Consider the following 25,567-nt stretch of genomic DNA (forward strand, 5'->3'; position numbering starts at 1 on the left):
CGGCTTGGCTAAGGCGTGAGCCAAGCGCTTGCTCGACCTTGGCCACAGCAGCGTTTTCGCTTACCGGCGTGCCAATGGAAGGAAACAAGGCGGCGAGCACTGGGCCGTTTAGACCGACGCGCGAGCCAACGTTGTTAAGAAAGCTGTTTTGCACGCCATTTAGGCCAGTCTTAGTAGCGCCAACCAAGCCTTGCAGTTGTACTTTTTCGGCTACGCCAAGAGCGGTACCGCGCTTAGCTTCCAAAGCTTGGATGAATGACTGAGTTTGGCTCGCAGACGCGCCATTGTTAGCGCCAGCGTTGCCACCGCCCATGGTGACGCAGGCAGCAAGGCTTAAGCAGGTAGCAGCAACGATTAGTAATTTTTTCATCAATAAATCCTTAATAAATTGGGGGCGTTAAGCGATACGGTCGCGGGCACGTAAAACGGCGGCGCGTACTTGTTTTGGCGCGGTACCGCCGATGTGATCGCGGGCATTGACCGAGCCTTCAAGCGTAAGCACTTCAAAAACGTCATCGCTGATGTCGCTAGAAAACTCTTGCAGCTCAGCTAAGCTCATCTCGGCTAAATCTTTGCCGCTAGACACGCCATAACCAACGGCTTTACCAACCACTTCGTGCGCATCGCGGAAGGCTAAGCCGCGCTTAACTAGGTAGTCGGCAAGGTCGGTAGCGGTAGCAAAGCCGCGGCGCGCAGCTTCACGCATGATTTCACGGCGCGGCACCAGCGCTGGCACCATGTCGGCAAAGGCGCGCAATGAGCCCATGACGGTATCGGCGGTATCAAATAGCGGTTCTTTGTCTTCTTGGTTGTCTTTGTTGTAAGCCAGAGGCTGGCCTTTCATCAGCGTTAAGAGCGCCATGAGATGGCCAAAGACGCGGCCACTTTTGCCACGAACTAACTCAGGCACATCGGGGTTTTTCTTTTGCGGCATGATGCTCGAGCCGGTGCAGAAGCGATCAGGCAGGTCGACAAAATTGAACTGCGCCGATGCCCACAGCACCAACTCTTCGCTAAAGCGTGAGAGGTGCATCATGATCAAGGCGCTGGCCGAGCAAAACTCGATAGCAAAATCGCGATCGGAAACGGCATCGAGCGAGTTTTCGCAAATACCATCGAAGCCCAAAAGCTTGGCTGTGATGCGGCGATCGATGGGATAGGTCGTGCCGGCTAATGCTGCTGAGCCCAAAGGCAGGCGATTCACTCGCACGCGCAGGTCGATTAGGCGCTCGTCATCGCGCTTAAGGTTTTCAAACCACGCCAATAAATGATGGCCAAACGTCACTGGCTGAGCGGTTTGCAAATGCGTGAAGCCGGGCATGATAGTGTCGGCTTCGCGCTCAGCGAGATCGATTAAGCCGGTCATCAGGCGCTTTAATTCGCCGCGAATAGCATCAATTTCATCGCGCAAATATAAGCGGATGTCGGTGGCGACTTGGTCGTTACGGCTACGGCCAGTGTGCAAGCGTTTGCCTGCGATGCCGATGCGATCGGTAAGGCGGCTTTCGATGTTCATGTGCACATCTTCAAGCTCAACGCGCCAGACGAATTCGCCACGGCTAATTTCATCTTCAATAGCCTTTAAACCATCGACAATAAGGTCGCGATCGGCAGCGTTTAAGACGCCAACTTCAGCGAGCATGGTGGCGTGGGCGATCGAGCCACGAATATCTTGGCGATACATGCGCTTGTCGAACTGCACCGAAGCAGTGAACTCGGCGACGAATTGATCGGTGGCCTCAGCGAAGCGGCCACCCCACATGGATGATGATGGGGTGCTCATGAACAAACCTTTGGGCGCGATGGGCGCATTATGTTTTCGGCGGGCCTGCTTAAAATAAAAGCAGTGCGGTTAAAAATAAGTCGCTAAGTATACATCACCTAGCCCCTGCGCCGCTTGTGAACGCGGGCCAGCCTCGGGCACACTGAAGCCATGCCTATCTTAAAAAAACAACAAGCGGCGCAAGAGCATCTGCTCGACAATAATGAGTTCTGGTTGCCGGACTTTTGCTCACGCACGTTCACTCTGCGCGTCGCCGTCATTTGCGTGCTCATCTCCCTATTTTTACTACTCGCGCAATCACCATCGCTGTGGCCATTTCCATTCTGGGATTATGTCTTGCTGCTACTGCTGACTAGCAGCGTCATGGGCGTTAGCTTTTTTCTGATTTGCCGCTGGCGCCAGCGCATGATGGCTTGGCGCCATTTGGCTGTTGCGGCGGCGGTCGTCGTTATCATCATGTTCAACCTGCTATGGCTAAGCCTGGTTGGCTTTATGTTGCTCGATGCCCTGAACCTGCCCATGCTCTCGTTTGTCAGCAATGAGTATTCGGCGATCTTCCGACATCTGCTTATTAGCGGCCTTTTTGCTGGCCTATTTATGCGTTACCTGACTTTGCAGGCGCAGCTCAGAAATCGTGAAAAAGCCGCAATGCAGGCTCGTCTAGAGGCTTTGCAAGCTCGTATTGAGCCGCATTTTTTGTTTAATTCGATGAATATTATTGCCAGCTTAATCAGTATCGACCCTGAGAAAGCAGAGCAAGTTGTAGAGGATTTGGCTGCGCTATTTCGCGCCAGCTTGAAAGATACCGCCGATGTCAGTCTCGCTGATGAAATTGCCCTATGCCGGCGTTATGCCAATATCGAAGAGCTGCGTTTAGGCGATCGACTAAATATTGATTGGCAGGTGGCTGCCGACGCAAACGCCGTGCGGATTCCCTTATTAACGCTGCAGCCATTGCTAGAGAATGCCATCCGCCATGGTGCAGAAATGTCGATAGTGCCTTGCAAAATCACATTAGCTGTTCAGATTTCGCCCGATTGGGTTAGGATACGACTGACGAATCCGCTGCCGCCGTCGCCAGCGCGCCCAGGCAATCAAATGTCTATGCGCAATGTGCGACTGCGATTACAGGCACGTTTTGGCCCCGAAGCAACACTTGAGGCTGCGCCTAAAGCGGATTTATTTGTCACAGAGCTGAGTTATCCTCGACGCTTAGCCTAAAAAGAACGAGCCGTAATGGCCGTCATAACAAGAAGAAAAGTGAGGTTAAGGTGATGAAACCACGTGTCATTATTTGTGACGATGAGCGTCTAGCCCGCGAACGCCTAGTGCGCCTTCTCGAAGATATCGGTGGCTATGAGCTAGTAGGTTTAGCAGAGCATGGTGAGCAAGCGCTTGCTCTTGTTGAAGAATACCGCCCCGATATTGTCCTGATGGATATGCGCATGCCGGTCATGGATGGTCTAACTTGTGCCCGCCAGCTCTCCGAGCGTGAATCGCCCCCTGCCATTATTTTCTGCACTGCTTTCGATGAGCATGCGCTAGAAGCATTCTCGGTGACCGCCTCAGGTTACGTACTAAAGCCAGTGAGTCGCGAAAGCCTGCGTGAAGCCTTGACTCGTGCTTGCCGCGTTAGCCAATTGCAGCTTGGCACCGTGCGGCAGCAGCCCACGATTACTGAGCGCACCACGCATCGCAGCCATATCACGGCGCGTACCCATCGCGGCATTGAGCTGATTCCTATCGATGAAGTGCGTTATTTTCTAGCTGATCACAAATACGTCACCGTGCGCCATGAGCATGGCGAAGTGTTGATTGATGAAACGCTAAAAGAGCTTGAAGAAGAATTTGGCGACCGCTTTATTCGTATTCATCGCAATGCTTTGTTGTCGTTGAACTTTCTAGAAGGTCTAGAGGTTATTTCGACAGGGCAATACCGCGTGCGTATTCGTGGCTTAGATGAGCGCCTAGTGGTGAGTCGTCGGCATTTGCCCGAATTGCGCGAGACCTTGCATCGGGTCTAAGCCGCAAGCTTTACGCAGTTAAGCCTTGGGGCTGCTACACTCAATCGCAGTGTTCGGCCCCGAGGTTTTCATGTCTATAGGTACATCAGCGCAGCCACTGCGCATCGCCACTCGCCAAAGCCCGCTTGCCCTCTGGCAAGCCCATTACGTTGCCAATGAATTGCGCCGCCATCATCCCGGCCTAGTCGTTGAGCTCGTCTCCATGGTCACTCAAGGTGACAAAATCTTAGATGTTCCATTGGCAAAAATCGGCGGCAAAGGCTTGTTCGTGAAAGAGTTAGAAGCCGCCATGCTCGATGGCCGCGCCGACATCGCCGTGCATTCGATGAAAGATGTGCCGATGACTTTCCCAGAAGGTTTGGAGCTATCGGTTATTTGCCCGCGCGAAAATCCATTCGATGCCTTTGTTAGCAATAAATATGAGTCAGTCGAAGCCATGCCTTTAGGTGCTGTTGTCGGCACGTCTAGCTTGCGTCGCCAGTGCCAAATTCGCCGTGCCAGACCTGACTTGGTGGTGAAGGATTTACGCGGCAATGTGCAAACTCGTTTGGGCAAGTTAGATGCCGGTGAGTATGACGCTATCATTCTGGCCTGTGCTGGCTTGCTGCGCCTAAACATGAGCGATCGCATTCGTTGCAGCCTAGACCCGGAGCTGATGTTGCCAGCTGTTGGCCAAGGTGCTGTTGGCATTGAGTGCCGCACGCATGATGCTTATACGCGATCTTTATTGGCACCTTTACATGACCTGGCCACGGCCATTCGCGTGACAGCTGAGCGCGCAATGAATACGCGCCTAGAAGGCGGCTGCCAAGTGCCAATCGCCGGCTATGCCACGCTTTCGGGCGATCAAATATCCATCGAGGGCCGAGTAGGCAGTGTTGATGGTCAGCGCATGATTATCGACTACGTGATGGGCTCGCAAAGCCAAGCCGAAGCCTTGGGCATTGAGTTGGCCGAAAAGCTCTTGGCGCAAGGTGCTGGTGAGATTCTCGACGAGGTTTATGGGCGTTCGAGTACGCGCTAATGCGGGTGCTCAATCCTCGCCCATCGCGCCAAGCTCAGCCGCTCAGTGAGGCTTTGCGAGACGCCGGCCATGACGTGTTGGAGCTGCCTTTGCTGGCGGTCGAGCCATTAGCGCTTGATGCCGTAGCGCGTACGCAGATTCTCGCGCTTGATCGTTATGATGGCGTGGTTTTTGTTAGCGCCAATGCCGCGCGTTATGGCGTGGCGGCGGTGAGCGATTACTGGCCTCAATGGCCTGACCCTTTGCCCTGCGTGGCGGTCGGAGTGGCAACGGCGGCGGTGCTTGAGGCTGAGGGCTTGCGCGTACACATCGCGGCGCAGGAAGATAGCGAAGGCATGTTGGCGCTGCCGATATTGCAGGCAGTGGCGGGTCAGCATTGGCTGATTTGCCGTGGTGAGGATGGCCGCGAGCTTTTGCGCAGCACTTTGCTCGAACGTGGTGCTGAGGTCGAAACTCTGGCGCTGTATAAACGATTTTTGCCCAACACGGCGCGCGCTGAATGGGCAGCCTGCTATCCTCGGCCGGATGTTGTGCTGCTCAGTAGCGCAATGATTTGGCGGCATTGGCAGCAGATTGCTGGCGCTGAAGCCATTGCGCCGTGGCTGATTACCGTGAGCTCGCGCTTAGCTGAGACCGTGCGCGCTGCGGGTGCAACACGGGTGACCTGTGCTGATGGCGCACAGCCAAAGCATTGGCTGGCGGCATTAGCTCAGCTCCCACAATAATATTTAGTAGAACTACAAGGATTTCGTCATGGCAGCACCCACAAGCCGTCAACCACTGGTGACATCGGTTGCGATCAAGCGACCCTTAAGCCTGGGCTTTAAAATTGTGCTGTTATTTCTCATGCTGCTGACCATCGCTTCCGGCATCATGGCGTGGCATAGCGAGCAGGAGCATAAGCGTGCGCGCAGTAGCTTACGCGTCGCCGATACTGCATTAACACGTGTCAGTGGCGAGCTTGAAGCCATGAGCCTGCGTGAGTCTTTGCGCGACGCACAGCTGAAGCAGCAGCAAGTTGCCATCCAAAGCTTACTGGCCGATGGCCCGGCTTTGCGCCAACGCTGGCTGATTGACCGTATTGATGCTGCGGTGACGGTGGCCGAACAAGCCTTAGTGCTACGCCAAGATGCGCTAGGAGCACGCCGAGCTTTGGCCGCCGCCGATGCCTTGCTAAATGAGCAGCGCATCGAAAATCTTGAGCCGCTGCATCGTGCTTTGCAGCAAGACATCAGTACGTTGTCGGCTATTGAACCGGTTGATGCTAGCGCGGTGTATTTACGTTTGTCTGCTCTGCAAGCGGCCGTTGAGAAGCTCACGGTTAGCAAGCACGAGGCGGTGAAAGCGCAGGCACAGGTCGCAAATAAGAAAAGCGCAGGTGCTGAGAGTCTTTGGCAGCAGGGCTTAGATAAGTTCCGTGAGCTTATTGTTGTGCGTCGCCATGATGTAGCGCTCGAACCCATGCTCGATGACACGCGCTTGAGCTTGTTACGTGGCCAACTCGATGCGCAAATTCTGCAAGCTCAGGTGGCCCTGCTGCGTGGCGACAGTGTGCTGTATCGCGCCGCCCTAGAGTCGGCTAGCCATCGCATTCAGTCGCGCCTAGCTGCGCTGTCCGCTAAGCAAACCGAGCCCTTGCTGGATGAGCTTGCAGATTTACAAGCCCAGCCGGTGATGCTCGATGCGCCAGCCTTAGTTAGCCGTGCGGCTTTGAGTGCATTACCGACTCTGGGCGGGGAGCGTTAATTATGCGTGCTCTTTCTTGGCTGTGCTTAATGACGATTTTACTAGCGCTAGGTTTTGCGGCCTTTAGCAAAGACCCGGGCTATGTCTTGATTAGTTGGGGCAAGACATCGATAGAGTTGAGCTTGGTGTTAGCAGTATTTATTGCTGTGGTTTGGGTGTGGATAGTTGCACGCTTGGTCAGCCTTGAGTTGTGGCTGCGTAGCGCGTCATCGCGCTTGCCGAAGCGCTTGTCGAGCAAAAAAGCAGCAGATAAGCCAATAGTTGCACCCGCAACGACAAAAAACTGGACGCCAAGCTCGCGATAGGCTTGACGCTAGCCTCCGTCGCGGCTTTAATACGCCCCTCGCGTGGGCCGGATAGCTCAGTTGGTAGAGCAGCGGATTGAAAATCCGCGTGTCGGCGGTTCGATTCCGCCTCCGGCCACCATTTATACCCTACAAAAAGCCTCAACCTCGGTTGGGGCTTTTTGTTTTCTAGCGTTTCAATAATAGGCAGTGTGTAGGCACTTCTCTCATCCGGACATAGTCAAAAACTATCAAAATACATCAGACAATCAATTTAACTTTATGGCCGACCTTGGCTATCATACTCGTGCAGGAATGACCTGAACCCAATGGCCGACTCGATTGACCGCTGTTATTGGTCCAATACGAACTGGCCGAGTAAGACCAAGGAGCTTATAAATGACTAACCTGATCAACACCAAAGTACTGCCATTCAGCGCAACTGCTTACCATAATGGCGACTTCGTTCCAGTGACCGAAGCCAACTTAACTGGCAAATGGTCCGTCGTCTTTTTCTATCCAGCCGACTTCACCTTCGTTTGCCCAACTGAACTGGGCGATTTGGCTGACAACTATGCCGAATTCCAAAAAATGGGCGTAGAAATTTACGGCGTATCGACCGACACGCATTTCACGCACAAAGCATGGCACGACACATCCGACACCATCAAAAAAGTGCAGTACCCATTAGTTGGTGACCCAACAGGCCGCATCAGCCGCAACTTCCACGTCATGATCGAAGAAGATGGCATGGCTAACCGTGGCACATTCGTGATCAACCCAGAAGGCGAAATCAAGCTATTCGAAGTGCACGATAATGGCATCGGCCGTGATGCCAGCGAACTGCTGCGCAAAGTTAAAGCCGCACAATACGTTGCTTCACACCCAGGCGAAGTTTGCCCAGCAAAATGGAAAGAAGGCGCTGCAACATTGAAGCCTTCGCTAGACCTAGTCGGCAAAATCTAAGCCGACTCGTAGTACCGCAACACAAGCTTCGGGGCCACAAGCCCCGGAGTTCTCGCAAACATCTGTAACCAGGCAGACCCATCATGTTAGATGAAGAACTGAAAGCCCAATTAGCTGGATATTTGCAGCGCCTTGTTAGCCCCATTGAGCTGATTGCTAGCCTTGATGAGCGTAGCGAGTCAAAAGACTTGCTGGCATTGCTGCACGATATCGCCGCGCTAAGCCCGCATATTTCTGTGCGCGATGATGGCGGCGATGAGCGTCGACCATCGTTTGCGGTAAATTTGCAGGGTGGTGAATCTGGCGTGCGATTTGCCGGCATTCCTTTGGGCCATGAGTTCACATCGTTGGTTCTGGCCTTGTTGCAGGTTAGTGGTTATGCGCCGAAAGTCAGCGATGACGTGTTGGCGCAAATTCGTGAATTACCTGCTGGCTTGCACTTCGAGACCTTTATCTCGCTGAGCTGCCACAACTGCCCAGATGTGGTGCAGGCATTGAACCTGATGTCGGTGGTCAATCCCGGCATTTCGCACACCATGGTTGATGGCGCGCTGTTTCAAGACGAAGTTGAGCGCAAGCAAATCATGTCGGTGCCTAGCGTGCATCTCAACGGCGAGGCTTTTGGCCAAGGCCGCATGACTTTGGAAGAAATTCTAGCCAAGGTCGATACCAACTCCAGTGCGCGCGATGCCGAAAAGCTCAATGCGAAAGCACCATACGATGTGTTGATTGTTGGTGGCGGCCCTGCCGGCGCCGCGGCAGCGATTTATGCCGCACGCAAGGGTGTAAGCACCGGTGTAGTGGCTGAGCGCTTCGGTGGTCAAGTGCTCGACACCATGGGCATTGAGAACTTTATTTCGGTCAGTCGCACCGAGGGCCCGAAACTCGTTGCAGCGCTAGAGCAACACGTCAGTGACTACGATGTGGATGTGATGAATGCCCAGCGCGCTACAGCTTTAAGCCGTGGCGATATGGTTGAAGTTACACTGGCCAATGGCGCGGTGCTGAAATCGAAAACTGTGATATTGGCCACCGGCGCGCGCTGGCGCGAAATCAATGTGCCCGGCGAGCAAGAGTATCGCGGCCGTGGCGTGGCTTATTGCCCACACTGCGATGGCCCGTTGTTTAAAGGCAAAAAAGTTGCGGTCATTGGCGGAGGTAACTCGGGCGTAGAAGCGGCAATCGACCTTGCTGGTATCGTCGTGCACGTAACGCTGATCGAGTTCGACAGCGAATTACGAGCAGATGCTGTGCTGCAGAAAAAACTGCGCAGCATGAGCAATGTCACCATCATCACCTCCGCCTTGACCACTGAAGTTTTGGGCAATGGCGAGAAGATGACTGGCCTGACTTACAAAAGTCGTATCGATGACAGCGCGCATGAGCTCACGATCGATGGCGTCTTTGTGCAAATAGGCCTGCTACCTAACACCGATTGGCTAAAAGGCAGTGTGGCATTAAGCTCGCGTGGTGAGATTGAAGTCGATGTGAAAGGCCAGACTTCGGTGCCGGGCGTGTTTGCCGCAGGCGACGTGACGACATCGCCGTATAAGCAAATCATCATTGCTATGGGTGAAGGTTCGAAGGCTGCCTTGTCGGCATTTGATCACTTGATTCGTAGCTCGGTGAGCTAAGCGGTTTTAGCCCGCTCGCCCAGACCAAACAAAAACGGCGCCAAATCAGGCGCCGTTTTTTATGATTCAACGATTGTTAATCTTCGCGATATTGAGTTTCTGGTGTCTTGCTCAATGCAAATAATGACAGCCCTGCCGCTACCGCCATATAGCCGCCAACCGCTGCGATGCCAAACTCAGTGGCGAGCCAAGTTGCTGCATATGGCGCTAATGACGCACCGAATATCCCCGCTAAGTTGAATGTCAGCGAAGCGCCGGTGTAGCGCACGCTGGTGGGAAATAACTCCGACAGCATCGTGCCCAATGGTCCGTAGCCCAAGCCCATGATGCTCAAGCCAAGGATCAAGAATAATAAGCAGGCCATCGGGTCGTTAGCGACAAATAGTGGCTCGAAAGCGAGGCCGAAGATCATCGTTAAAGCGGCTACGACCATCAATGTTATGCGGCGGCCATAGCGATCGGCGAGCACAGCGGAGAGTGGGATGGTGAGCGCAAAAAACACCATGCTGATCATTTGCAGCTGGAGGAATGTCTCGCGGGAATAGCCTAGGCTCGATGTGCCCCAGCTCAGTGCGAACACGGTCATCAGATAGAACACGACAAACACGGTGAGTGCGATAACGGTGCCGAGTACGAGCGTGCGGCTATGTTCGCGAAATAGCGTAAACATAGGTACTTCAACGCGCTCATTACGCTCGATAGCTTTTGCAAAAGACGGTGTTTCAGTAATACGTAAACGCACATAAAGGCCGATAAACACTAATAAGCTGCTAGCGATGAAGGGGATGCGCCAGCCCCAAGTGGTGAAATCTTCGTTACTTAAAAAATGCGTGAGCGCGAGGAAGGTGCCGCTGGAGAGTAGGAAGCCTAAGGGCGCGCCAAGTTGTGGAAACATGCCAAACCAAGCGCGTTTTCCAGGCGGTGCGTTTTCAGTGGCGAGCAATACTGCACCTCCCCACTCACCGCCTAAACCTAAGCCTTGACCGAAACGGCAGAGCGCGAGCAAAGCTGGAGCCAGCACACCAATTTGCGCATAAGTTGGCAAAAAGCCGATAGCTACCGTCGATAAACCCATAGTGAGCAAGGCTGCCACTAGCGTAGCTTTGCGACCGACTCTATCGCCAAAATGGCCAAATACCGCCGAGCCTAGTGGTCGTGCAAAAAATGCCACGGCGAAGGTCGCCAGCGATTGCAGCATGGCCGTGGTGGGATCGGCATTGGGAAAAAATAGCGCAGGGAAAACCAGCACCGCCGCTGTGGCGTATATATAAAAGTCGAAAAACTCGATGGTAGTGCCAATTAAGCTGGCAAATAGCACGCGGCCAGCGGAGTTTGCGCGAGGTTGTGTCATGGGGTTGCCTATGCAGATGCGCTAAGATGACGCGCATTAAAACGCATTTCACCTAAGGAACGCGACTATGGCGCTATCTGCACAAGTAAAAGCCGATGGATTGTTGCTTATCACCACTTTATTGGCGGCAGTGAGCTGGATGTTTTCGGTCGAAGCCATCGCCCTGATGCCACCACTGCTCTTTATGGCCTGCCGCTTTCTCATAGCTGGTTTGCTGCTAGCGGCATTTGGGTGGCATGAGCTACGCCATCTGCAGGCTCAGCAATGGCTGCGTGGCGCGCGCGTGGGGCTGGTGTTCGCCATTGGCATGAGTTGTTGGATCATGGGTCTGCAATCTGGCGTGCATGTCGGCGAAGGTGCGTTTCTGACCAGTCTTGGCGTGGTCTTAGTACCGGTCATGGCCTGGCTTATTTTTGACGAAGCAGCGCCGCGTAGCACTTGGATTTCGCTGCCGATAGCCTGTGCCGGCTTGGCGTTATTGTTCTTACAGCATGAGCTTAGTGTTGCGCAGGGCCAAGTATGGTTCATCGTTGCAGCCGTTATCTTCGCGCTGTTTTTTATTCTCAATACGCGTGCATCTAATAGCCAAGCGCAGACCGACAAAGCTAAGCATAAAGAACGAGTGCCACCGCTAGCGCTAACAGCGATCGTGCTGACCACGGTCGGGGTTGTGACCTGTGTATTCTCGGCGATGCTAGAGCCTTGGCTACCGACGTGGGAGGCGCGATCAGGCGCAATGCTGGGCTGGGTGTTAGCAAGCGCTGTGATTGGTTCAGCGATGCGCTTCTTGGTGCAAACCTATGCGCAGAGCTTGTCGAATCACAGCCATGGCGTGGTGATTATGGTCATCGAACCAGTATGGACAGCGCTGTTAGCGATGGCGTGGCTAGGCGAAACCATGACCGCGTGGCAATTAGTAGGTTGTAGTTTGATCTTGATGGCGCTGCTGATTAGTCGCGCTGGGCCGGTTGGCTATAGGCTGCTAAAAGCGGTGATACGCCCTGGCACACCCGGTTAGGTATGCCAGAGGCTTCACAGAGGCTTAGCCTTTGGCGCGGGACTTGAACGATGCATCGCGAGTATCGATTTCGATTTTCTCGCCGGTCTCGATGAATGAGGCCACTTGCAGTTCAAAGCCGTTGTTGAGCTTTGCGGTTTTCATCACTTTGCCTGAGGTATCGCCACGGGCAGATGGTTCGGTGTAAGCAACTTCACGCACGATAGTGGTAGGCAGCTCGACCGAAATAGCTTTCTCGTTGTAGAAAACTACCTTGCAGATGTCATCCATGCCGTCTTCGATGAAGTTCATCACGTCGCCCAAGTTGTCTTTTTCAACTTCGTACTGGTTGAACTCTTCGTCCATGAAAATATACATGGGGTCGGCAAAGTAGGAGTACGTGGCATTTTTCTGCTCGAGAATGACTTGGTCAAATTTGTCATCGGCTTTGTAGACTGACTCTTGGCCTTGGCCGGTGAGCAGGTTTTTCATTTTCATTTTGACTACAGCCGAGCTACGACCCGACTTGTTGTATTCAGATTTCAAAACGATCATTGGTTGGCCGCTAATGTTGATCACATTGCCGGCGCGGAATTCCATCGCTGTTTTCATAAAGGCTTATCCGGGTGGGGTTTCTCGGGCGGAGATTCTACCTTATTTGCGTAAAAACGCATCAGTTGTGTGGCGAGATCGGGCTGCTGCATCAAGTGCTTTCGCCAACATTGCATCATTTCGCGCAATGGCTTGAGTTCGGCCAAAAGCTCGTGGATATGTTCCGAGTTGAGCTCGTTGCGCACCCAGGCCCATTGCGCGCTGAGCCAGGCGCTTTGTGCTGTGTGATTGGGCGTTGAAGCTTCTGGGCTTTCGGCAGCGCTCATAGCTTCAATACGCTCTAGCCACGCCGCCAATTTAGTTTCGTGTGCCAGCTCATCTTGCGGATAAATATGCCAAAGCAGCGGCTTAGCTGCCCATTGCGCTCGAATAAATGAGTCTTCTCCGCGAATGATATTGAGGTCGCAGGCCACTAGTAGTTGGTCATAGTCTGTGTGCGCGAGCATGGGCAAGGCGTAAAGCGTACTGGCGCCGTGTTGCACGCAGCTGCCAATAGTTAGCGGCTCTGGCAGTAATTTATTGATGGCGCTGAGCGCTTTGCCAGCACAAATCATCAGCTCCGTTTTGCTCTCGTGCAGGGCTTCCAGCAAGGCGCTAACTGAACCGGTTTCGTAGCAAAATAATGATAATCGAGGCGTATCTGTTGTGGGCTGAGCTAGGCCAATTCGCTGCCAAAAGTTGAAGGCTTGCGCAGGATCATCGAGTCGCTGCAAAAGATCCGTTTCGTACAGTATGCCTCCGCTGCGAGGTGTGAAGCCGGGAAACCAAAAGGTGGTGCTAGCGCCGTTAGGTTGTGGCGAACTCAGGCCATGGCAGTCTTCGATCCAAGATTCTGCGCTAAGATAATCGAGGTTTATCCAGATGTTTTTTGCCGTGAGCTGCGTGCGATAGTTGTCGGGGAGCGTGCAGGCAAAACCTTCAATGACCAACTCTGCCGGCATTAGCGCTAAGGCTTCGTGGCTATTCCAGCGCATCAATGTGAGCTCGTCTAGCGGCTGCACAGCGAGCTCGGGATCGATGCGTGAATCTAGCTGTTGAAAAGCCGCTAAGTCATCCACTAGAAGTACGACCTGCGCGCCATGCTCAGCGCTGAGTTGCCGCGCCAAACGCCAGCACACGCCAAGATCGCCAAAGTTGTCGATAACGCTGCAAAAAATATGGGCTGTGGGCACTAAAAGGTCCGAATCAAGAATTGAGCTAGTAGCGTATGAGTATACTCAATTGGTAATTCCAAGTTTTTGATACAGCTCAGCTGTAGAGGCTAAAAATGAATCAACCAAAGCATCAAGTGCTGATCAAATTTGTGGTGCTGTGCGTGGTTCTAGTGACGTACTTCGGCTATTTGTCTTATGAGTATGGCCTGCTAACAGGCGGTGTTGCCTCACTGATTACATGGAGCTTCTTCGTGCTCTGCACTCCAGTTGCGGATGCAGGCTTTTTGCTAGATTTCCCGCTGCGAGTACTATTTGGTATTCGGATGGTTTTCTCAGAGCTGGTGGTGTGGGGGATTGCTATAGGTATTAATGCAGTGGCAATGCTGCACTACCCCCAGTTTTATGACACTACGTTTATCACCCGACTTATGAGAGTTATTCTCATAAATCCATACCCGTATTGGAGTGTAATTATCCTGTCGGGCATAGGTACATTTTTGTCGATTCGTTTTGGTGATGAGCTAATGGATGTGTTTCATCATAAAAATCGCGCATTTTATTTACGCCATCACTTTAAGCATGAGCTAGTGCTTATCGTTTTCTATCTCGGCGTGATTTTTGGCTACTATAAAATCCTTGAGAAATTGGGTATTTCACTAGCCGGAGTGTAGATGTAGCAACTAATTGATTTCAGCCTCTAGCTTAATCGCCAGCAAGCATTATTAAGCCGGCAGCAATCAAAGCAGCTGCTCCCACCAAAAAAGACATCGGGAACTTACAGCGGAGTGGGAGCCTTAGTTGCAAATAAAGATCAAAAATAAAAGTTGATACATAAACGGCCGCCCCAATTCGATTGCCAACGAATAATGGCGAAAAAGATGCCATCACTGCGATGAACGCAATCAGCATAAAAACTAAATATCGCCTCTTAACAACTGGATTTGTTTCTGCCGAAAAATACCACTGATCCAATTTCGTTAGCATTGCCGGGCCGCTCCATAGCTGTGCGGCCTAGTATGCCAAAGATCCCAGCGCGCGATGATAAAGCAGATATGAGCAAGCTCGTGTCTAAGTAAAACTCAAACACGAGCTTGCTCAGCCCCTATTATTTGCTGCGTTTGGGCAACCATAAGCTGAAGACAAACCAGCAAATCAGCAGGCCACCAGCAGCAAATATAATGTCACCGGGCATGCGCATCCAGACCAATAAATGCACCAATGGTTGGTCCATAAACTCGGCAGAGCGTGCGAACCAATAACCATTTTCAAGCACGGCGTTGAGTTGCATTAGGCCCAGTGGCAGCAGGGTTAATAAGCCCATCAAGGCGAGGCCGATATTGAGCGACCAGAACGCGCCACGCAGGGTGTTGTCGGACCAAACCGCATCGGGCTTCATGCCGCGTAGGCAGAACATCATTAGGCCGATGCCGAGCATGCCATACACGCCAAACAGCGCGGTGTGGCCATGCAGTGCGGTGAGGTTTAGGCCCTGCATATAGTAGAGCGCGATGGGCGTGTTGATGAGGAAGCCAAAGAGGCCGGCGCCGACTAAGTTCCAGAACGATACCGCGAGGAAAAACAAAATCGGCCAGCGATAGCTCGCCATCCACGGCGTGGCGCGGCCATTTCTATAGGTGCCATAAGCTTCTATGCCGATGAGCGCGAGTGGCACCACTTCCAGCGCCGAGAATGAGGCGCCAAGCGCAAGCACGGCGGTTGGCGTGCCGCTCCAGTACAGATGATGGAAGGTGCCGAGCACGCCGCCGGCCATAAACACGATGGTGGCGAAGAGCACATTAATGGTGGCGCTTTTTGCTCGCACCAAGCCTAAGCGGACGAATAAGAAGCTGATCACCGCTACTGCAAAGACTTCAAAGAAGCCCTCTACCCAAAGGTGCACCACCCACCAGCGCCAATATTCGACCATGACGATATGGGTTTTCTCCCCCCACATCAGGCCGGCGCCATAAAACAGGCCGATGGATACGGTGGATAAAAACAGTAGGCCAACGATGGAGGCCATGTCGTCTTTGCGGCGCATGGCGGGCCAGAGTGAGCGCCCGACTAAGACTAACCAGAGCATTAGTCCGACAAACAAAAACGCCTGCCAGAAGCGGCCAATATCAGTGTATTCCCAGCCTTGATGGCCGAACCAGAAGTTATATTTCAGGCCCATTTTCTGCATGACGGCAAACCATTGGCCAGTAAATGCGCCGACAACAATGATCAGCAAGCAGACAAAAAGGAAGTTAACGCCAAAGCGTTGGTATTTCGGTTCATGGCCAGATACGGCAGGCGCAATGTAGAGGCCTGTAGCCAGCCATGCCGTGGCAATCCATAAAATAGCGAGCTGGGTGTGCCAGCTTCGAGTCAGCGAATACGGCAGGTATTGCGAGATATCTAAGCCGTAAAAATCCTTCTCGACTTGGAAATGCGCGGTAATTGCACCGAGCAAAATCTGCACGATAAATAGCACAACGACTAACCAAAAGTACTTCGCTGTCGCACGCATGGATGGCGTGATGACGATGTTCAGCAAGGGGTCTTTGGTTGGCGGTGTCAGCGGCTTTTCTTGACTGGCATAAACGGCGTAATGCCAGGCCAATAAGGCAATGCCGGCGATCATGAATAGCACGCTAAACAATGACCAAATCAGTGTGCCCGGCGTTGGCGTGTTGCCCACTAGCGGCTCGTATGGCCAGTTATTAGTGAAGCTGGATTTGCTATCTGGGCGCTGAGTCACCGCTGCCCATGAGGTCCAAAAGAAGAATCCGCTGAGTTGGCGGCGATGCTCTTGAGTATCGACGCTGCCATCTTTCATGGCATAGGTTTCGCGCAGTGCGGCCGTCGCAGGATCATCGCTAAATAGGCTTTCGTAGTGCGTAATCAGGCCTTTAATAACCGTTGCGCGATCATCCGAAACGGTCAGCGTTTTGCTGGCAGCGTCGTAGCGGTTGGGTCGTAGTTCTTCTTGGACTCGCGCTTGCAGAGCGAGCTGCTGAGCGAGTGGGAGCATGGCGTAGTCCATGGCATAGGTTTGCTGCGACCAAAGCGTTAGCAGACCTTCGGCCTCGCGATGCAGCCAGTCGGCGCTCCAATCTGGCGCAATGAGTGCGCCATGGCCCCAGATCGAACCGACCTGCATGCCACCGATGCTTTGCCAGACTTGCCGGCCAGTCTCTAAATCATCAAGAGTGTAAATGGTTTCGCCAGATGTCGAGACGACGCGATCAGGCAATGGCGGCGCGACGCGATAAATCTCGTTGCCCATGAGCAAAAGCACACTAAACGTGCTTGCTAATAGCAGTGCCAGCCCAAGCCAAAGTCGTTTGGTGGTGGACATGCGCAGTTCTCCAAGTCTTAACCAAAATGGTCAAGGTAGTTTCACGCAAGTCGCTTTAGTTTTTATTGATCTGGATCAATATGCGCTTCGATAGTTACTGGCAGCAATGAGCCCTGCTAATAAATAAACCTAGCTCGGTATGGGCGATTGCTTAACCCACGCCGCGCTGATGATTATCCCAAAATGGCTTTCTCAGGTCGCGCTTAAGCACTTTGCCGGCACCAGAGAGTGGCAGCGCTTCGATAAACGACAGGCTGCGCGGGCATTTATATTTGGCAATTCGTTCGGCGCAATGCGCGCTGAGCGCTTCAGTAGTCAGCGCCGCGCCAGCTTTCAGCACAACTACCGCATGTACGGTCTCGCCCCAGGTCTCAGATGGCACGCCAATAACGGCGCAATTAGCCACGGCGGCGTGTTGCGCGATGGCGTTTTCGACTTCCGCCGAATAGACATTTTCGCCGCCAGTAACAATCATATCTTTTATGCGATCTACGACGAAAACATAGCCATCGTCGTCCATATAAGCGCCATCGCCAGTATGCATCCAGCCGTTTTTTAGCGCTTCGGCGGTGGCTTCGGGTCGATTCCAATAGCCGAGCATGACGTGAGGGCCGCGCACTACTACCTCGCCAACCTGCCCGCGCGGCAGTTCTTGGTCGTTTTCATCGACAATACGCACGTCGGCACACAGGCCTGCCCGCCCAGCAGAGCGCATTTTGCTCTCGACAAGATGATCTTGCGGCAGTAATAGCGTTGCCAATGGCGCCAGCTCAGTCATGCCATAGGCTTGCAGCAGCCCGGCATTAGGCAGCAAAGCCATCGCGCGCTTCAGCAAGGACTCGCTAATTGGCGAGGCGCCGTAAAGCAGTATTTGCAGATGACTTAAATCAAAGTCGCCAGCCTGTGGATGATCGACCAGCATCTGAATCATGGTCGGCACCAAAATGGTTTCCGTTACAGATTCATCTTGCAGGGTTCTTAGTACAGCGAGTGGTTCAAAGCTGGGCAGCATGACATGGGTGCTGCCATGGGTGAGCATGGCATTGAGTAGAGCAAAATCGGCCAGATGGAACATCGGAGCGGCGTGTAGGCCAATGCAACCTGGCTTGGCGATGCCGCTGGCAGCTAGCGCCAACGCAACTGAGCTTAGGTTGATGTGCGAAAGCATCACGCCCTTGGGGAAGCCAGTGGTGCCGCCGGTATAGAAGATGCCGGCGAGATCGTTGCCGTGGCGATAAGTATCGGCTACGGGTTCGGTGTTAGCGATTAGATCTTCATAGCCAAGCATGCCTTCTGGCGTTTCGTGTTCGCCGGTGTAAATCACGACTTTCAGGCTGTTCGCGCGTTGGCGAAGCTCAGGCACCATGCCGGTGAATTGGTCATCGACCAATAAGATGGCGGTGTTGCAATCATCGAGCGAGAAGGCGACTTCGTTGGCGCTCCAGCGCGTATTGACGGGATTGATTACGCCACCACCCCAAGGCACGGCCATGAAGTATTCGAGATAGCGATCGGAGTTGAGGCTGAGCAAGGCCACCGGTTCGCCAACGCTCATGCCAAGCCCTTGCAGTGCGCCCGCTAAGCGCGCCACGCGATCGCCAAATATGCGATAGCTCTGGCGACGGTCGCGATAAATGGTGGCAATAGCATCTGGGCGTTGTTGTAGCGTGCGGTGCAGTGCTTGCGTTAATGACATGGTTTTTTCCGACTAGCCTAGGTATGCCCGAGACTAGCCAGATTAGAAAATTAAGGCATTAGCCTTAAGTCTTAGATCACCAGCTCAGGGCTGCCGCAGCTGATTGAGTCGAGCGAAACATCGCTGCGGCCGAGATCAAGGCCAACTAGGCCGCTTAACAAGTTCGAGACTAGGTTGCCAACGCCGTTTAAAATCACTTTAAGTAGCTCAATAACCGGATAGAGAACCGCACCAACTAGTGGCTTTACAACTCCGCCTAAAAGGCCGCCGAGAAATGCTTCCAGAAAGCCGGGCTTGGCATCGGTTTGTAGCGAAGAAATTAGCTTCGTTCTCGTGCATGCCGGACTGTAGCGAAAAAATCCTTCGTAGCAGCCAGTGTTAACACTGTTACGCCATTGCGAGAGCATGTTGCCGGTGAAGATGAATGCAGGCCTATCCCAGTTCACACCATCATTGCTTAGTCGATCCTGAAGTCTATTAAGGTCGCTGGAGTTGAAATTACCACCACCACCTGTTGGTTGCAGCTCCGGTAGCGCTAAGTAGGTATCGGCAATTTGAGTCGCTTGCGCGTTAGTCAGTGGCTCTGATGCAAAGTCACTATTACCGAGTAAGTCGAGTACTTCGGAAATAAGGTCAGATACTAAACTGCCAATTTTTAAATTATTGATGCCGGTAGTTTTAGTTTGCCCAACCTCTAGTGTTATGTATTCCGGGTCCGATGGCAGCACAGGCAGCTCTACTTTCCCTCCAACCAAGTTAATGCCGAGTAAACGTACAAAAGTTTCATTTTGTAGTGCGGTCGCACATACCTCTTTGGTGGACCATAATGATGAAGACGGTATTTTGCCAATGCAGGCATTGGCAACTGCGCTATCCACACGAATGACGGCTGTGCGAGGTGATGTATCGCAATTGATCTCATCAACAGTGGCTACAGCCTGAATCGTGTCAATGGTTATTGGTAGCTTAATCGTCGTGCCCAGTAGCTGCAAAATGCCAGTGAGGCCTTTATTAGTGTCTACATCGACATGAATACGCACCTGAGCATTATTCGCTTTTGTGCCTACGCTACCAATTCCTATGCTTTGCGGCTCAATCACTCGCACGCCAACATCTAGGCCAGTTAAAATATCGTTGCCGCCGAGGCTAATATTTACGCCATTGGACTTTGTTGCCACACCGACGGTGGCGGTGAGAAGACTAAGAGCATCTACACTGACATCTAGAGCTGATTTACCTGACACGCCAGCGGTTTCAATGAGTGCGAAGAGCCCCGTGGTGTCGTTGATCGTTGGGTCTGTGCCTAATTGCACTTTTAAGTCGCTTAGACCTAGCTGTGCCTCGAGTGCACTCAGTAACTCGACGTTAGCGCCTAATAGTCCATCTTGCCCGGCCACTGTGACGATAGCATTGAGTATGGGGCCGACCCCTAGCTTATTTACAGCAAGTAGCTCGTTTAAATCACCTACTGAAATATCAGCAGACACTGGAATTCCCAGTGCTTTTAATAGGCCAGAAGGTGTGATTTTAACGTCAGCTAGACCGCCGTAAGATGCGACAACTGTATTGTCTAAGTTCACTCCAACTAACTTCAGCAAAGACATTATGGGTGCAGAAGGGTTGGTAGTTAGTAGTTTAGAGCCGATACGAAAAGCTACAGTCGGTGCAGAGTTAATTGCGGTTGCACTAGCACTGAGATTGATAATGTTGCCGAATATGCCACCGACAATTAGGCTAGCAGGCACTTTTTTGCTGGCGGTAATTTGTACGCCATCGGTACTGCCGGTACTGCCATCGGGATTGAATACTCGTATGCTATTTTCAGCTACGCTAATGCTGCCGCAGCTTGCAATGATCGTTTGTTTATCATCGATGTTGAAGTTGTTACGAGTTGCAGCAGTGACGGCGTAAGCCTGCGCATTGCCACTTGCGCAGCCGCGGCGCGAGGCCACCTCTAGTGCGGCGACATCAGCAATGCGTTGTAGGTTACGCTTTTCGACATAAAGTCGGCCCGTGTCTACTACCAGCGATAGGCACAAAACAGCCAGCAGCATAAAGCCAGCAGTCATGATTAGTGCTGCGCCCTGTTCCTTTTGGGCATGGCTACGGTGATGCATGTCCAGTGCTCGTCACTTAGCGATAGATGGCAGATTATATGTGACAAGCTGTATATATTTATGCCGCCTTTGCATATCTCCTACAATTGCAAATCTTTGTAGGGCCTGTGTTACAGCGCTTACTACGTTATGCCAATATCACGGCACTGACTCGATAGTCTTAGTCTGTTAATGCCTCGACCAGTAACATTTGCGCTACTTTATCTTCCATGCTTTCTGGCTTAACTAAGTCCATGCGCTCGAGTAGCGGCTTCAAATTAGAGTCGATGCGGCTAGAATTAAAGCTCAGCAACCCGAGTAGCAGGCGCCATTTTGGTGTGCTCGATACGCGCTTCCTCATGGCTTTGAGTGCAGCACCTAAACGTATTTCGTCGTCGGTTAAATCGCTGCCTAAAGGGAATGCGGGGAAGCGTTTAGCTTGGCGGTGCGAGCTAAGCTTTTGCTCTAGTGCGGCAGGAAAGTTATGTCGACGTGTTTCGGGGATGACATAGCTGGCCTCAATTTTGCCATTGGCTTTAGCTTCGGCCAGCAATGCTTCCTGAAAGCGTGAGTCGGTAATATTGAGTAAAGCTTTGATGACGTCGGCGTCGGATTTTGAGCGCAATTCGGCGATACCGTATTCGGTAATCACGATGTCACGCAGGTGGCGCGGGATGGTGATGTGGCCGTAGTTCATCACGATATTACTGCTCGGATTGGCACCATCGCGCACGGCGCGCACCATGAGAATGCTGCGGCCGGTGGGTAGTTGATGTGCCATAGCGACGAAGTTGTATTGGCCACCAACGCCGCTGATCACGCGGCCATCAGCGAGGCCATCGGAAACTAATGCGCCAGAGAGCGTGGCCATGATGCCGGTATTCATAAAGCGGGCATGGATGCGCTGGGCTTTATACAGGCGCGGATTGAGATCGAGCTGATTGACCTTGTTGACGCCGGTCATGCAGATGCGCGCATTTTCTTCGGGCGTCATGTCGTGGATGGCTTGGTACATGCTGCGTGGGCCAAGGAAGAAGCCGCCATGCAACACGATGCCGTTTTTCAGTGCGGAGCCTAAGCATTGCTCGCCCATGACCACGCGCGAGCTTGGCTCGGCGACATTGGCGATCACACGAGTGCCATCGGGCGCGATGAGATAGCCGTTATCGTAGCGAGTGGCGTCATTGAAGAAGCCGTGTTGCTGCAGGCGTTGAAAATCTTGCGTACGGATCACGCGCACGCCGAGCGATTCCAGTGCATCAAGCGCGTCTGCTGTGATGTTCTGAGGGTCAATGCGGTCATCATTGACCAGCTGCTGCAAGGCCCAGAAATCATAGACTTCACGACGTAAAATACCGGCCTGCATCAGATGCAAAAAGCCGTCGACAAACATTTCGGTGGCGCCGTACAAGCCTTTTTCAAAGATACCTTGGCCGCCAACGCGCTCGATTAAGTCGCCATAGTTGTGCGTTGCGCCAATATCATTCAGCGCTTGTCGATACACCTGATTGTCTTGATGGCGCAGTTGCGTGGCATAAACAATGGCGTCACCAAGCGCGCCAATGCCGATTTGCAGTGTGCCGCCATCTTTGATCAAGCTGCTAGCATATAGGCCGATGCAGTAGTCGGGCGTGGTCACTGGCTGTTTAGGCGTCGAGAACAGCTCGGTGTAATAAACCGAGTCGTCGATAATGATGTCGAAAGTCGATGCCGGCACTTCTGCGTCGTGCGTCATAAACGGTAAGCGGGTGTTTACTAGGCCAACGACCACGTGTGGGCGGCCGCTCTCTTCTAGCAGCTCTAGTAACTCAGGGCCTGTGTCTGGGTTGCAGCTCAATGAGTAGCGCGCATTGGCACCTTCACCTACGCGACTAATGGCCTGCATAGTGACGTTGCAGCCATTATTGAAAACGTCGCGAGCAGCGTGAGAGTAATTACTGTTGATGTAATGCTGCTGCGCGTGGATATTGTTTAACAAGCTACCGGGCTTGAAGAAAAACTCAGAAACAGTGACGTTTGCGGGCAATTTATTTTGCCGCAGTGCACGCATATAACTGAGCTCTGGCACGCCGGCAAACACACGATTTAAAAACGGCGCCATAAACTTGGCTTCAAGGCCTTTGCCCGGCGAAGGAATTTCCAGTGAAAGCGCGGTGAGAATAGTTAGTGACAAGCTCGGGTCGGATACGGCGCGATCATAAAGCGCATTAATCAGCTCTGTTGGTTTGCCTAAGCCAAGAGGCATACCCACGATGAGTTGCTTGCCTACAGCGGCAATAATGGAGTCAACGGCTGTATTCACTTGCGCTAAAAACTGGGTATTCCTTACCTGCATTTTGATCCCTCTTTTTATTGTTGCGACTAGCGCCAAATAAGCGGCGCTAGTGCTGTGCCTTAGGCACTGATGATGCGGTCATAAACGACAAAATCGTAGCCGATTCCGCTTGCTTCATCGCTATGCTTTCGTCGGGAAATTTCCTGCCACTCAGTCGTGTTGAGCTCTGGGAAAAAGGCGTCGCCTGCAACTTCTGTGTGAACTTCGGTGATGTACAAGCGCTCAACTTGCGGCAGCAATTGTGCATAGATTTGAGCGCCGCCAATCACCACCACTTCATCCTGATAATTACTTACCGCCACTGCCTCGGCCAGTGCCAGCGCGGCCTCTAGCGAATGCACTACGCGCGTGCCAATTGGCCCTTCCCAGTCAGCATCACGGGTCATCACGATATTGGTGCGATTGGGCAATGGTCGGCCCAGCGAGTCGTAGGTTGTGCGGCCCATGATGATGGCTTTGCCACTGGTGACTTGCTTAAAGTACTTCAAGTCTTCGGGCAGCTTCCACGGCAATTCGTTATTGATGCCAATGCAGCGATTGCTCGCCATCGCCACAATTAATGACACACGCACGGCGTCATCGGGCAGTGAGTCTTGTAGATCGTCGGGGATTTCACGGTTCATCATGTCAGGATTCATACGGCTACCTTGGCGGCGATATGCGCTTGCGCTTCGTAGCCTTCGAGCGTGAAGTCCTCGAAGCGGAAGGCAAAGAGGTCGGTGACATCGGAGTTGATGCGCATCGTGGGTAATGGTCCCGGCGTGCGCGCGAGTTGCGTGTCGGCTTGCTCAACGTGGTTGCTGTAAAGATGGCAGTCGCCGCCGGTCCAGACAAAATCACCAACTTCTAAGTCGCAGACTTGCGCGACCATCATCGTGAGCAAAGCATAGGAGGCGATGTTAAATGGCACGCCCAAAAAGATGTCGGCGCTACGTTGATAGAGCTGGCAAGACAGCTTGCCATCGGCAACATAGAACTGAAACAGCGCGTGGCATGGCGGCAAGGCCATATCATCGACCAGTGCCGGATTCCACGCGCTGACAATGAGCCGGCGCGAATCGGGATTGGTTTTGATCATATTGATGACTTGGCTGATTTGGTCGATATGACGGCCATCGGGCGCTGGCCACGAGCGCCATTGGTAGCCATAAACCGGGCCAAGATTGCCGTTCTCGTCAGCCCAATCATCCCAAATGCGCACGCCGTTTTCTTGTAAATAGGCGATATTAGTGTCGCCTGCAAGAAACCATAGCAGCTCATGGATGATGGATTTTAAGTGCAGCTTTTTCGTGGTCAATACCGGAAAGCCATCGGCCAAATTAAAGCGCATTTGATGGCCAAACACAGAATGCGTGCCGGTGCCGGTGCGATCGCTTTTGAAGGTGCCTTCATGGCGAGCGCGGGCGAGTAAATCAAGGTATTGCTGCATGTGACTAGCTCCGTTTCGCTAATGCCGCGCGCGATTGCTCTGCTACACGGGCAACATTACTTTTGCGATAGGAAATGATGAGCAGCACAACGCCGAGAATGATCATCGGTGCGGTGAGCATTTGGCCTTTGGTCATCCAGTTGAACAGCACAAAGCCTTGGTCGACATCGGGCTCACGGAAAAACTCGATATTGAAGCGCGCGAGGCCATAGCCGATGAGGAATAGCGATGAGGCGGCCATGCGCGGGCGTGGTTTTAGCGTGAAAATAAAGATCACTAAAAATAACACGAGGCCTTCAAATAGCGCTTCGTAGAGCTGCGATGGATGCCGTGCTAAGGCGTCGACATGGGGGAATACCATGCCCCAAGGCAGTTCGGGATTAGTCACTGGGCGGCCCCAGAGCTCGCCACCAATGAAGTTGCCAATGCGACCAAACATCAAGCCAGGCGGCACGATGACCGCGAGCAAGTCGGTTATTTCTAGCCATGGCGTGTTGTAGCGGCGAGCGAATAAGAAGCCAGCAACGAGTACGCCAAGGAAGCCGCCGTGAAAGCTCATGCCGCCTTCCCAGAGACGAATGGCCCAGAGTGGATCGTTTATAAACCTATCGAAGCCATAGAAAAATACATAGCCCAAACGGCCGCCAATAATCACACCCATGGCGCAGTAAAAAATTAGATCGGCGACTTGATCGTTGGTCCAGCCGATGCGCTTAGCGCGCCACAGTGCGAGCAGATAGGCCGAGCCAAAACCGAGCAGGTACATGAGGCCGTACCAATGCACTTTGAGCGGGCCGAGGCTGAGCGCGATAGGGTCGATGTGAGGGTATGTGAGCATGACGACATCCTTTTACAAACAGCTCGCATCATAAGACACTTGGGCCGCTTGCGCATGCATCACCGACAGTTGGGGCATGATTGGTCAGTGCTGATAGAAAGCGCGATGTATTCGATAAGTCGTGCCAAGGAGAGATCATGTGTTTGTTAGCGTTTCATTGGCAGCCCGATAGCGACTTGCCGCTGCAAGTGTGGGCCAATCGCGATGAATTTCTCGCACGCCCAGCAGCGCCAACGCAGCATTGGCTAGAGGCAC

24 protein-coding genes and 1 tRNA gene are annotated in these 25,567 nt (G+C 52.8%); 12 read left to right on the forward strand and 13 right to left on the reverse strand.

Annotation, left to right across the window (positions count from 1 at the left end; translation table 11 throughout):
* Together AC3DKE_RS08720 and argH are read right to left on the reverse strand one after the other, a co-directional pair.
* Positions 1-370 (reverse strand): hypothetical protein (locus tag AC3DKE_RS08720; RefSeq protein WP_487990470.1); only part of this gene is annotated, 370 nt, incomplete at its 3' end.
* 27 nt (positions 371-397) lie between these two features.
* Positions 398-1,783: an argininosuccinate lyase gene (gene argH, locus AC3DKE_RS08725; protein ID WP_340675804.1), complete on the reverse strand. Its 1,386-nt coding sequence runs from the start codon at positions 1,781-1,783 to the stop codon at positions 398-400.
* A 150-nt stretch (positions 1,784-1,933) separates the two neighbouring features.
* Between argH and AC3DKE_RS08730 the strand changes: the two genes are divergently transcribed.
* From AC3DKE_RS08730 to ahpF, 9 genes are all read left to right on the forward strand, one after another.
* Positions 1,934-3,004 (forward strand): sensor histidine kinase, encoded by a 1,071-nt coding sequence (locus AC3DKE_RS08730; RefSeq protein ID WP_379071771.1) that lies wholly within the window; start codon positions 1,934-1,936, stop codon positions 3,002-3,004.
* Positions 3,005-3,057: 53 nt separating this feature from the next.
* Positions 3,058-3,807: a LytR/AlgR family response regulator transcription factor gene (locus tag AC3DKE_RS08735; protein ID WP_379071774.1), complete on the forward strand. Its 750-nt coding sequence runs from the start codon at positions 3,058-3,060 to the stop codon at positions 3,805-3,807.
* A 70-nt stretch (positions 3,808-3,877) separates the two neighbouring features.
* Positions 3,878-4,831 (forward strand): hydroxymethylbilane synthase, encoded by a 954-nt coding sequence (gene hemC, locus AC3DKE_RS08740; RefSeq protein WP_411729641.1) that lies wholly within the window; start codon positions 3,878-3,880, stop codon positions 4,829-4,831.
* Complete coding sequence (locus AC3DKE_RS08745; RefSeq protein ID WP_379071778.1) at positions 4,831-5,556, forward strand: uroporphyrinogen-III synthase; 726 nt, start codon at positions 4,831-4,833, stop codon at positions 5,554-5,556. Before hemC ends, AC3DKE_RS08745 begins: the two co-directional genes overlap by 1 nt.
* Positions 5,557-5,584: 28 nt before the next feature.
* Positions 5,585-6,577, forward strand: coding sequence for a uroporphyrinogen-III C-methyltransferase (locus AC3DKE_RS08750; RefSeq protein ID WP_379071781.1), 993 nt, complete (start codon positions 5,585-5,587; stop codon positions 6,575-6,577).
* A 2-nt stretch (positions 6,578-6,579) separates the two neighbouring features.
* On the forward strand, positions 6,580-6,882 hold the full coding sequence (locus AC3DKE_RS08755) for a hypothetical protein (RefSeq protein ID WP_340675798.1): 303 nt from the start codon (positions 6,580-6,582) through the stop codon (positions 6,880-6,882).
* A gap of 45 nt (positions 6,883-6,927) precedes the next feature.
* Positions 6,928-7,003: transfer RNA gene (locus AC3DKE_RS08760), tRNA-Phe, on the forward strand.
* Between the two features lie 257 nt (positions 7,004-7,260).
* Positions 7,261-7,827 (forward strand): alkyl hydroperoxide reductase subunit C, encoded by a 567-nt coding sequence (gene ahpC / locus AC3DKE_RS08765; RefSeq protein WP_340675797.1) that lies wholly within the window; start codon positions 7,261-7,263, stop codon positions 7,825-7,827.
* 83 nt (positions 7,828-7,910) lie between these two features.
* Positions 7,911-9,461, forward strand: coding sequence for an alkyl hydroperoxide reductase subunit F (gene ahpF / locus AC3DKE_RS08770; protein WP_411729642.1), 1,551 nt, complete (start codon positions 7,911-7,913; stop codon positions 9,459-9,461).
* A 76-nt stretch (positions 9,462-9,537) separates the two neighbouring features.
* On the opposite strand, the gene AC3DKE_RS08775 is transcribed toward ahpF, so the two are convergent.
* Entirely contained in the window at positions 9,538-10,812 is a 1,275-nt protein-coding gene (locus AC3DKE_RS08775; protein WP_340675795.1) for an MFS transporter, read from the reverse strand.
* A gap of 67 nt (positions 10,813-10,879) precedes the next feature.
* On the opposite strand from AC3DKE_RS08775, the gene AC3DKE_RS08780 reads away from it, so the two are divergent.
* Positions 10,880-11,830 carry a DMT family transporter gene (locus AC3DKE_RS08780; RefSeq protein WP_340675794.1) on the forward strand — a complete coding sequence of 317 codons (951 nt, stop codon included), beginning with the start codon at positions 10,880-10,882 and terminating at the stop codon, positions 11,828-11,830.
* Between the two features lie 24 nt (positions 11,831-11,854).
* Here AC3DKE_RS08780 and efp read toward each other — a convergent pair whose 3' ends face one another.
* Together efp and earP are read right to left on the reverse strand one after the other, a co-directional pair.
* The gene (efp, locus tag AC3DKE_RS08785) at positions 11,855-12,421 is read right to left on the reverse strand and encodes an elongation factor P (protein WP_340675793.1); all 567 of its coding nucleotides are present in this window, start codon (positions 12,419-12,421) and stop codon (positions 11,855-11,857) included.
* The gene (gene earP, locus AC3DKE_RS08790) at positions 12,418-13,593 is read right to left on the reverse strand and encodes an elongation factor P maturation arginine rhamnosyltransferase EarP (RefSeq protein ID WP_487990471.1); all 1,176 of its coding nucleotides are present in this window, start codon (positions 13,591-13,593) and stop codon (positions 12,418-12,420) included. Before earP ends, efp begins: the two co-directional genes overlap by 4 nt.
* A gap of 95 nt (positions 13,594-13,688) precedes the next feature.
* Here earP and AC3DKE_RS08795 point away from each other — a divergent pair, with 95 nt between their 5' ends.
* Entirely contained in the window at positions 13,689-14,246 is a 558-nt protein-coding gene (locus AC3DKE_RS08795; protein ID WP_487990472.1) for a hypothetical protein, read from the forward strand.
* Between the two features lie 31 nt (positions 14,247-14,277).
* Here the strand turns inward: AC3DKE_RS08795 and AC3DKE_RS08800 are convergent, their stop codons facing one another.
* From AC3DKE_RS08800 to lgt, 8 genes are all read right to left on the reverse strand, one after another.
* Complete coding sequence (locus AC3DKE_RS08800) at positions 14,278-14,559, reverse strand: hypothetical protein (protein ID WP_340675790.1); 282 nt, start codon at positions 14,557-14,559, stop codon at positions 14,278-14,280.
* 121 nt (positions 14,560-14,680) lie between these two features.
* Positions 14,681-16,918, reverse strand: a complete 2,238-nt coding sequence (locus tag AC3DKE_RS08805) for a nitric-oxide reductase large subunit (protein WP_487990473.1) — start codon at positions 16,916-16,918, stop codon at positions 14,681-14,683.
* A gap of 151 nt (positions 16,919-17,069) precedes the next feature.
* Positions 17,070-18,614 (reverse strand): long-chain-fatty-acid--CoA ligase, encoded by a 1,545-nt coding sequence (locus tag AC3DKE_RS08810; RefSeq protein WP_487990474.1) that lies wholly within the window; start codon positions 18,612-18,614, stop codon positions 17,070-17,072.
* A 71-nt stretch (positions 18,615-18,685) separates the two neighbouring features.
* Positions 18,686-20,731, reverse strand: a complete 2,046-nt coding sequence (locus AC3DKE_RS08815; protein WP_487990475.1) for a pilus assembly protein TadG-related protein — start codon at positions 20,729-20,731, stop codon at positions 18,686-18,688.
* 160 nt (positions 20,732-20,891) lie between these two features.
* Complete coding sequence (locus AC3DKE_RS08820) at positions 20,892-23,045, reverse strand: acetyl-CoA hydrolase/transferase C-terminal domain-containing protein (RefSeq protein ID WP_487990476.1); 2,154 nt, start codon at positions 23,043-23,045, stop codon at positions 20,892-20,894.
* Between the two features lie 59 nt (positions 23,046-23,104).
* The gene (locus AC3DKE_RS08825; protein ID WP_340675785.1) at positions 23,105-23,671 is read right to left on the reverse strand and encodes a dihydrofolate reductase; all 567 of its coding nucleotides are present in this window, start codon (positions 23,669-23,671) and stop codon (positions 23,105-23,107) included.
* Positions 23,672-23,679: 8 nt separating this feature from the next.
* Positions 23,680-24,474 carry a thymidylate synthase gene (locus AC3DKE_RS08830; RefSeq protein WP_379071804.1) on the reverse strand — a complete coding sequence of 265 codons (795 nt, stop codon included), beginning with the start codon at positions 24,472-24,474 and terminating at the stop codon, positions 23,680-23,682.
* 4 nt (positions 24,475-24,478) lie between these two features.
* On the reverse strand, positions 24,479-25,312 hold the full coding sequence (gene lgt, locus AC3DKE_RS08835; RefSeq protein ID WP_340675783.1) for a prolipoprotein diacylglyceryl transferase: 834 nt from the start codon (positions 25,310-25,312) through the stop codon (positions 24,479-24,481).
* A 137-nt stretch (positions 25,313-25,449) separates the two neighbouring features.
* Here lgt and AC3DKE_RS08840 point away from each other — a divergent pair.
* Positions 25,450-25,567: NRDE family protein (locus AC3DKE_RS08840; RefSeq protein WP_487990477.1), on the forward strand; the 118-nt coding region annotated here is incomplete at its 3' end.

The sequence above is a fragment of the Paraperlucidibaca sp. genome (genome assembly GCF_982810325.1).